Source organism: Vibrio makurazakiensis (assembly GCF_050337375.1).
GTDB classification, from domain to species: Bacteria; Pseudomonadota; Gammaproteobacteria; order Enterobacterales; family Vibrionaceae; genus Vibrio; species Vibrio makurazakiensis.
This window is the reverse complement of sequence record NZ_JAKJSW010000454.1, coordinates 1-1,067: the sequence shown is the minus strand read 5'-3', so window position 1 is coordinate 1,067 and position 1,067 is coordinate 1. Positions and strand designations below refer to the sequence as shown.

General features: G+C 42.0%; 2 protein-coding genes. Both read right to left on the bottom strand.

What is annotated here, in order from left to right; all coding sequences use genetic code 11:
* The coding region (locus L4C33_RS22410) for a hypothetical protein (protein WP_428814580.1) at nt 1–364 on the bottom strand (364 nt) is incomplete at its 3' end.
* A gap of 176 nt (nt 365–540) precedes the next feature.
* On the bottom strand, nt 541–1,067 hold a 527-nt coding region (gene bioD / locus L4C33_RS22405), incomplete at its 5' end, for a dethiobiotin synthase (protein WP_428814579.1).

The window sequence follows — 1,067 nt, the reverse complement described above, 5'->3', positions numbered from 1 at the left end:
GTTCAGGTCCTTTATATAAGTTGAGCTCTGGGTGTACTTGAGCATAAGCATTCCAACCGTCATGAAAGTTCACTTTCACTCCTAACGGTACTCGAGCACCAAATTGGTCATCCCATTCAGCCCAACCGCCCACTCCCACATACCAACTAACCGGTATCTCGGCTTCAATGTCACCACGTTTAATAATGTAATCGAAAGCTGCGCCATCATTTCCGACAGTAAAACGATATTGACTATCAAGTTCAACAACGACGCTAAGCTGCTGATCAATCGCCATTCCGATCTCTAAGTCGGCACTTTCAGATGCATAAAGTAAAGGAGATACCGATATTAGAGCACCCGACATCAATATAGACTTATTCATTTAGACGCTATCCACAAATCAAAATTTGAGGCAATTGTACAGAGTTCAAAATGAAGATTGTCATCGGTAAGTTAACAAGAAAGATACCGATTTCCAGCAATAAAAAAGGCTTAGTAATAAATTACTAAGCCTTACTGATAGTCATGCTAAAGCTTAAGTCTAGCGATGATTAAATACTACAGAGCAAGAAGTGGAGAAACATCGATATATTGACCAATGTTTTTTGACTCAGCTCTTGGTACATAAGGGATCTCACCAAGTTTAGGTGCGCCTAACTTCTCTTCAAGCATAGAGATGATATCGGCGTAATGCTCAGTACCTGGATTAATACGGTTAGCAACCCAACCTACGAGCTTAAGGCCGTCGGCTCTGATTGCTTCTGCCGTTAATAGTGCATGGCTTAAGCACCCTAACTTGATACCAACAGTTAATACTACTGGTAACTCTTCTTTCTTAACCCAAGATGACAAGCACTCTGTATCAGAGACAGGGACACGCCAGCCACCAGCACCTTCGACCAATACAATGTCCGATGCTTTTTTATGCTGCGCAAGCTTATCGGACAATACCGACTCTTCGATAACAACTTGATCGTGCTTTGCTGCTATATGCGGAGAAGCAGGTAAAAGTAATGCGTATGGATTAACATCTTCATAAGCAATGTCATTGGTCGCCGCTTCTTGTAAATGAAGGGCATCTGAAT